Origin of the sequence: uncultured Campylobacter sp. (genome assembly GCF_938045775.1) — a bacterium.
Classification (GTDB): Bacteria; Campylobacterota; Campylobacteria; order Campylobacterales; family Campylobacteraceae; genus Campylobacter_B.
Window position 1 is genome coordinate 1 of the sequence record NZ_CALIBH010000247.1, and the last position, 6,798, is coordinate 6,798.

The 6,798-nt window shown below is 45.4% G+C and carries 9 protein-coding genes; 7 read left to right on the plus strand and 2 right to left on the minus strand.

Going from position 1 to position 6,798, the window contains the following annotated elements:
• Nucleotides 1-2,645, minus strand: a 2,645-nt coding sequence (locus tag Q0238_RS10245; protein WP_297945770.1) for a M16 family metallopeptidase, incomplete at its 3' end; no start/stop codon positions are given.
• Nucleotides 2,646-2,729: 84 nt separating this feature from the next.
• On the opposite strand from Q0238_RS10245, the gene Q0238_RS10250 reads away from it, so the two are divergent.
• Nucleotides 2,730-3,008, plus strand: a complete 279-nt coding sequence (locus Q0238_RS10250; RefSeq protein ID WP_297945772.1) for a hypothetical protein — start codon at nucleotides 2,730-2,732, stop codon at nucleotides 3,006-3,008.
• On the opposite strand, the gene Q0238_RS10255 is transcribed toward Q0238_RS10250, so the two are convergent.
• Entirely contained in the window at nucleotides 2,978-3,574 is a 597-nt protein-coding gene (locus Q0238_RS10255; RefSeq protein WP_005871241.1) for a peroxiredoxin, read from the minus strand. The two genes, Q0238_RS10250 and Q0238_RS10255, sit on opposite strands and share 31 nt — an antisense overlap.
• A 179-nt stretch (nucleotides 3,575-3,753) precedes the next feature.
• On the opposite strand from Q0238_RS10255, the gene Q0238_RS10260 reads away from it, so the two are divergent.
• The 6 genes from Q0238_RS10260 to Q0238_RS10285 form a co-directional block, all read left to right on the plus strand.
• Nucleotides 3,754-4,038, plus strand: a complete 285-nt coding sequence (locus tag Q0238_RS10260; RefSeq protein ID WP_005871245.1) for a 4Fe-4S dicluster domain-containing protein — start codon at nucleotides 3,754-3,756, stop codon at nucleotides 4,036-4,038.
• Between the two features lie 107 nt (nucleotides 4,039-4,145).
• Nucleotides 4,146-4,559: a nucleoside-diphosphate kinase gene (gene ndk / locus Q0238_RS10265; protein ID WP_177388469.1), complete on the plus strand. Its 414-nt coding sequence runs from the start codon at nucleotides 4,146-4,148 to the stop codon at nucleotides 4,557-4,559.
• A 9-nt stretch (nucleotides 4,560-4,568) separates the two neighbouring features.
• Entirely contained in the window at nucleotides 4,569-4,922 is a 354-nt protein-coding gene (locus Q0238_RS10270; protein WP_297917158.1) for a hypothetical protein, read from the plus strand.
• An 18-nt stretch (nucleotides 4,923-4,940) separates the two neighbouring features.
• A complete protein-coding gene (rpmF, locus tag Q0238_RS10275) occupies nucleotides 4,941-5,087 on the plus strand; it encodes a 50S ribosomal protein L32 (RefSeq protein WP_005871250.1) in 147 nt (48 codons plus the stop codon).
• Nucleotides 5,088-5,091: 4 nt separating this feature from the next.
• Nucleotides 5,092-6,090, plus strand: a complete 999-nt coding sequence (gene plsX, locus Q0238_RS10280) for a phosphate acyltransferase PlsX (protein ID WP_177388473.1) — start codon at nucleotides 5,092-5,094, stop codon at nucleotides 6,088-6,090.
• Nucleotides 6,087-6,798: beta-ketoacyl-ACP synthase 3 (locus Q0238_RS10285; RefSeq protein WP_297945775.1), on the plus strand; the 712-nt coding region annotated here is incomplete at its 3' end. The genes plsX and Q0238_RS10285, both read left to right, overlap by 4 nt.

Sequence of the window (6,798 nt, forward strand, 5' to 3'; positions counted from 1 at the left end):
TTTATGCTTGCTGCGTAGCTTTTTTCGTCATAGAGCGGATAGCCGTAAAGCTCGTGCGCAGTGATATTTCCAAGCCAAAAATCATTCGTCTGCGCAGCTCTTTTGGTCGATAGAATTTGAGCTTTTTTAAAATTTGCCAGCTCGCTATCTTTTGCGCCGGAGCTTTCGATCTGTTTTAAAATTTCACTCACGCTTGCTGCAACCGCACTGGCGTCTTTCGGCTCGGTAGAAAACGATACGTTCAAGCTCGCTGCGATTTGTGGCTCACGCACATAGGCGCTATGCACCATCGCCGAGTAAATTTGTCCGCGCGCCTCGCGGATCTGCTCGACGATGCGATTGCTTAGCACACTTTTTAACGCCTGAAATTTATAAGTGTCTGCAAAGTCGAAATTTTGCAGCTCATAGTTTGAAAAAATCATCCGAACTTCGCTTTTATCACTATCGCCGTAGTCTTGCACAATCTCTCCGCTAGAAGTATTTAGCATCAAAGTTTTAGGCGTAGCGCTGCTTGTGCCGGGCTTTAGATTGCCGATATATTTGGCTAGAATTTGTTTCGCGCGCGCAGGCTCAAAATCGCCGCTAAGCACAAAGATAAAATCTCCAACACCTGAAAAAATTTCATCCGCATCGCGCTGTAAATCGGCAAGATTTGCGCTCTTTACGTCATCTACGCTAAGCGGCTGTTTGCGAGCCGTATCTCCCGAATATAGCGATTTTAAAATTTGCTCGCCGAATTTAAATTCCGCCGTCTCGTCTCGTAGCGCAATCGCCGAAAGCGCGTCGGTTTTGTATTTTGTAAGCGAGCTTGCATGAATTAGCGGCTCGCTAAATCTCGCGTAAAGCTCGTGTGCCATCGCCTCCAGATCCACCCCTGCGCCTCTAAAACCGCAGTCTGAGTCATCCATCCTAAATCTTAGCTTATAATCAAATTTTGAGGTCAAGCGTCCCGCTTCGTATTCGTTTAGCTCGCCTATGGTGCCCGAGTTTAGCAGCGCGGTTATAATTTCGCCACGAGCCTTGCCGAAATGTGCGTAGCCGCCTTTTTTAACGGCTGCGAGGGCGATTTTATTTTTCTCGCTTTTAAGGGGTTTTAAAATTACGCGAGCGCCGTTTTTAAACTCCAAAATTTCAGTGCCGCTAGCGCCTTTTTGTGCTTTAAATTCCGTCTCTTTTAAATCTGCTCCCGCAAGCTGCTTGGAAGCAAGCTTCGAAGTAGCGAAATTAAACGGCACCGCTTTTTCGTAGAGCAGCTTCGCGTCTTTTTGGCTAATGCCCAAATCCTTTGCCGAGATAATCTCCGTAAATCTCGCTCCATCCGTTATCTTTGAGAAAAATTTATTAACATCTGCTAGCGTTATTTCTTCTAACGCCTTGAGGCTTAGATCGTGCTCGTCTTGCTTACTAAGCTTTACATTGCCGTTTTGTACAAAATCGAGTAGTGCCCCTATTTGCGCACTTTGTGTATCGTTTTTAAGCAGATCGGCTTGCACTTGATGTTTAAATTCCGCCTTAACGCTATCAAAATCGTCATTGTTAAATCCGTGTTCGCGTACCCCTTTGATCGCGCTAAAAAGACTACTTAGCGTGGCGTTGGCGTCGAAATTAAAAATATTTGCGCTTATGCTGTATAGTCTGCGGTTTTTAAACAGATCGTCCGAGCCGAAATAGGCTTTAAGCGGAATTTTGGCATTTACATTCATCGCGTCGTATCCAAGCTCCATCAGCCTCGATACGTAGGCTTGCAGCCACTCATTTTTAAGCGCACCGTAGCTCCTTAGCGGCTCATATTTGCCTGCGTAAAGCAGGCTAGCGACATTAGTGCCGAGCTCGGGCTCTACGGTGCTTGCTAGCCCGCCTTCAAATGGGCGTAGGCTAAGATCGCGCGGGATTTTTTCGCCGTGCGCAGAAAGAGAGCTAAAATTTTGCTTGATTAGGTTTTTAATCTGCTCAATGTTTACGTCGCCTACGACTATGATGCTAATGGCGCTAGGAAGGTAGTTACGCGCATAGAATTTTTTTAGTTGCTCGCCGGTGGCGCCTTTGATGATTTCATTTTGTCCAATCGGAAAGCGTCTGGAAAATATGGAATTAGGGTATAAATATGTGGCGCGCTTTTCGTAAAAGCGCCTCTCAAAGCCTTTTTTTGCTTCCTCTAAGATGACGCCTTTTTCCTTTTGTGTTTCGTTCTCGTCAAATTTCACGCCGCCTGCATAATCGCGCAGCACCAAAAATACGTCCTTTAGCGTCTCGTCGCTTACTTGGGCTTGGATGTTGTATGTAGTGTTTTCAAAGCCAGTCTGTGCATTGAGATCGGCGCCGAATTTTACTCCCAGACGCTGCAAGGTATGAACGAGCTCGTTTTTATCGAAGTGCTCGCTGCCGTTGAACGCCATATGCTCGACGAAATGCGCAAGACCCTGTTCGTCGTCATTTTCATCAACACTGCCCGCGGCTACGTTGAGGTAAAAAAGCGCACTATTTTTCGGCACGTCGTTTTTGAGGATATAAAATTTCACGCCATTTGCTAGCTCGCCGTGCACGACGCTAGGATCGAGCTTAAGCGGCGCGTCCGGGTTAGCGTCTGCGGAGTAAAGGCTCAAAGAGCAAAGTAGGGTAGTGATAAAAAATATAAGCTTTTTCATAATTGTCCTTGGATTTAAAAACTTGTAATTGTAACAAAAGCTAGTTTAAAGTATGATTTTACAAGCTTTTCTATGGGTTAAATTTTGCCAAGGATTTGGGATTTTACTTGCGGTTTTGAAATTTTACTTGCAAAATTTCAAGAAACGGAATTTTTGGAATTTTTGGAATTTTTGGAATTTTTGGAATTTTTGGAATTTTTGGAATTCCGCCGCGACTTAAAATTTTGGCAGCGGAATTTAGAAAGCTTCGCGAGCTTTAATAGCCCGTGTAAGGCTAAATTTAAACCTTACGCGGTTAGAACTTCATACGCTCGCGCGAAGAATTTTACAACTTATAGTTTGCTCGCATTTTTGCCTAGATAATCCGCGACGCCCTTAGGATCTGCTTTCATTCCTGCGTCGCCTTTGTGCCAGCCTGCCGGGCAAACCTCGCCGTGCTCGTTTGTAAATAGCATCGTATCGACCATTCTTAGCATCTCGTCGATGTTTCTGCCGAGCGGTAGGTCGTTGATGACGGCGTGGCGGACGGTGCCGTCTTTGTCAAGCAGGAAGCTGCCGCGAAGCGCTACGGCATTGCCGAACAGCACGTCGAAGCTGCGTGCGATATCTTTTGTGATATCCGAAACTAGCGGGAACTGCACTTTGCCGATACCGCCTGCGTTTACCGGAGTGTTTTTCCATGCAAGATGCGTAAACTCGCTATCGCAGCTAACGCCGATAACTTCGATACCTTTGGATTTGAAATCTTGATATCTGTGATCGAATGCGATGATCTCGCTCGGGCAGACGAAGGTAAAATCTTTTGGATAAAAGAATACGACCGCGCCTTTTTCGCCGATATTTTTATAGAGGTTGAAATCCTCGACTATTTCGTTATTGCCTAAAACCGCAGTTGCCGTGAAATCAACGGCTTTGTTGGTTACTATCATTTGTTTCTCCTTGTTAATAAAATTTATGATGGCGATTATACATTTTAAAACTTTAGATTTGCTGAAATTTGATGAAAATTTTTATATAATAAATTTTATTTATCCAATAATATTACTTTTATCATTTTTTAAATTTAGTATGTTATCATCGCGCTTCATTTTTTGATAAAGGAGAAAAAATGGCTGTAAAAATTACCGATATTTGCATTAGCTGCGGCTCATGCATCGACGAGTGCCCGGTAAATGCGATCGTGGACGATAGCGATAACCCAAGCGGCGAGGATAGCTACTACGTATATGCCGATAAATGCGTCGAGTGTGTAGGTTACAACGACGAACCGGCTTGCGCCAGCGCCTGTCCGACCGACGGCTGTATCGTCTGGAGTGACATCGTAGCGGGTCAACCTAGCAGGGATAGTATAGGTGCGGATCTGCGCAGCGGAGATACCCCGGTATTTGCTTAGCAGATAAAATTCCGCGATCAAATGCGCGGAATTTTAATTCATTCAATCCTTAAATAAATTTTAACCTATTTTTCGATACAATCCGCCTTTCACTTTAAGGAGATTATATGCAGCAAACGCTTTCTATTATTAAGCCTGATGCCGTTAAAAAGGGCGTTATTGGCAAAATTATCGATCGTTTCGAAAGCCACGGACTAAGAATCGCAGCGGCTAAAAAATTATGCCTAAGCGCTGAAGATGCGGGTAAATTTTATGAAATTCACAAGGATCGCCCTTTTTATAAGGATCTGATTGAGTTTATGACTAGCGGTCCGGTGGTCGTAATGGTGCTTGAAGGCGATGATGCGGTAGCTAAAAATCGCGCGCTAATGGGCGCTACCGATCCGAAAAAAGCAGATAAAGGCACGATCAGAGCGGATTTTGCGGATAGCATCGACGCTAACGCCGTTCACGGCAGCGATAGCTTAGAAAACGCAAAAACTGAGATCGCATTTTTCTTTGCAAAAAGAGAAATTTGCTAAGAGTGCCGCGTGAAGATCGCTTTTGCTAAAATTTCCGCATCGCCCGTGCCGTTTGAAATTTCACGAGACGGACTTAAGCTTAGCGGAAATTTAAAACGAAAAGACTCTAAGTTTATCGAGTGCAAGGGCGAAATTAAGGGTAAAATTCCATACATTTGCGACCGCTGTGGTAAAGAATTTGATCTTGACGTAAACGAGAGCGTGAATTTGCTTTTAAGCGAAGGAGTTTTTAACGACGAAAGGCACGAGAGCTTGGACGTTATGGAGTTTTTCGGCGCCGAAGTTGATCTGGATGAAATTTTAAGAAGCGAAACGGAAGCTTTCAAAAGCGACTATTTTTATTGCGAAGAATGCAAGAACTAAATTTATAAAGGAGAAAAAATGGCAGTTCCAAAGCGAAGAGTTAGTAAAACTCGTGCGGCGAAAAGACGCACTCACTACAAAGTGACCCTTCCGATTCCCGTCAAAGATAAAGACGGAAGCTGGAAAATTCCGCATAGAATAAACAAAACTACGGGCGAATATTAATCCGATGATTTCCGTTGCTATAGACGCGATGGGCGGTGATTTCGGCTGCGAGCCGATAATAAACGGAGTCGTAGATGCGCTGCGAGAGCGTAAATTTAATGCATTTTTGGTAGGCGACGAAGCGCAAATCAAGCCTTTTATTCCACAAGATCAAGGCTTTGAGAAATATATCACTTACGTAGCTGCAAGCGAAGTTTTCGAGATGAAAGAGGGCGCAACCGACGCTCTCAAACGCAAAGAGAGCAGCATCTTTAAAGCGGTCGATCTAGTAAAAGACGGCACTTGCAAAGCCGTGGTATCAGCAGGACACAGCGGCGCTACGATGAGCCTTGCGACGCTTCGCATAGGCAGATTAAAGGGCATTTTGCGCCCCGCAATCGCTACGCTGATGCCAAATTCCATAGGTGGACGCACGCTCGTGCTGGATGTGGGCGCTTATGTGGATTGTAAGCCTGAGAATTTGTTTCAATTCGCGATTATGGGCGAAGCATATGCCAAGGAGATTATGGGTTTAAACGCACCACGCATCGGCTTATTATCCAACGGCGAGGAGGATAGTAAAGGCAACGAGGTGACAAAAGAAACCTTTCATATGCTTAAGAAGATGCAAAATTTTATCGGAAATGTCGAAGGCAATCAAATTTTTGACGGCTCGGTAGACGTGGTCGTGTGCGATGGATTTATTGGCAACATTATGCTAAAATCCAGCGAAGGCGTCGCAAGCGCTATCGGCAAACTTATTAAAAACGAAACGAAAAAATCCCCGATCGCCATCGCAGGCTCCATCTTGATGAAGCGCGTCTTTAAAATTATCAAAAAAAGCACAGATTATGACGAATACGGCGGTGCGCCGCTTTTAGGCGTCAAAGAATGCGTCATCATAAGCCATGGCAAAAGCACTCCGAAAGCCGTTAAAAATGCAATCTTTCAGGCGCTTAAATTTGCAGATTCCAAAATCAACTCCGCGATAGAAAGCGAAATTTCTTCAAACGAGCAAAAATGAAAAAAGCCTCGATGATCTCGATCGCAGCATACGCACCGAGCCAAATTTTAACTAATTTCGATCTTGAAAAAATGGTTGAAACGAGCGATGAATGGATCGTCAAGCGAACAGGCATTCACGAGCGCCGCATCGCAAAGGACGAGACCACTAGCGATTTGGGTATGAAGGCCGCGGCACTTGCGATCGAGCGTAGCGGGTTGCAAAAAAACGAGATCGATGCGATAATCTGCGCCACGATCTCACCCGATTATTTCTGTATGCCATCGACCGCGTGCGTCATCGCGGATAAGTTGGGTTTGAGCTTCGGCATCACGGCGTTTGATATAAATGCCGCCTGTACGGGCTTCATCTATCTTTTAGAGCTTGCAAAATCCCTCATCGAAAGCGGCGCCAAAAAACACGTGCTGATAATCGGCACGGAAAAGCTAAGTTCGATAGTCGATTGGAACGACCGCGCTACGTGCATACTCTTCGGCGACGGCGCAGGCGCTGCGGTTATCGCGGCGCGCGAGCAAAACGAAATCATCGACATTCATACCGCTAGCGACGGCAGCAAGGGCGATCTTCTCATCACCCCGGCTCCGGGCAGCGTCAATCCGCTTAGTAGTAAGATCATCGACGAAAAGCTGGGCTTCATGCAGATGGCGGGGCGCGAGGTCTTTAAAATCGCGGTACCGACGCTTAGTAACGACGTCGTGGAGATTTTGG

Bases quoted from the DNA above. Each gene is read 5' to 3' on its own strand.
- Q0238_RS10255 (WP_005871241.1), bottom strand. From the start codon at position 3,574: ATGATAGTAACCAACAAAGCCGTTGATTTCACGGCAACTGCGGTTTTA.
- ndk (WP_177388469.1), top strand. From the start codon at position 4,146: ATGCAGCAAACGCTTTCTATTATTAAGCCTGATGCCGTTAAAAAGGGC.
- rpmF (WP_005871250.1), top strand. From the start codon at position 4,941: ATGGCAGTTCCAAAGCGAAGAGTTAGTAAAACTCGTGCGGCGAAAAGA.
- Q0238_RS10260 (WP_005871245.1), top strand. From the start codon at position 3,754: ATGGCTGTAAAAATTACCGATATTTGCATTAGCTGCGGCTCATGCATC.
- plsX (WP_177388473.1), top strand. From the start codon at position 5,092: ATGATTTCCGTTGCTATAGACGCGATGGGCGGTGATTTCGGCTGCGAG.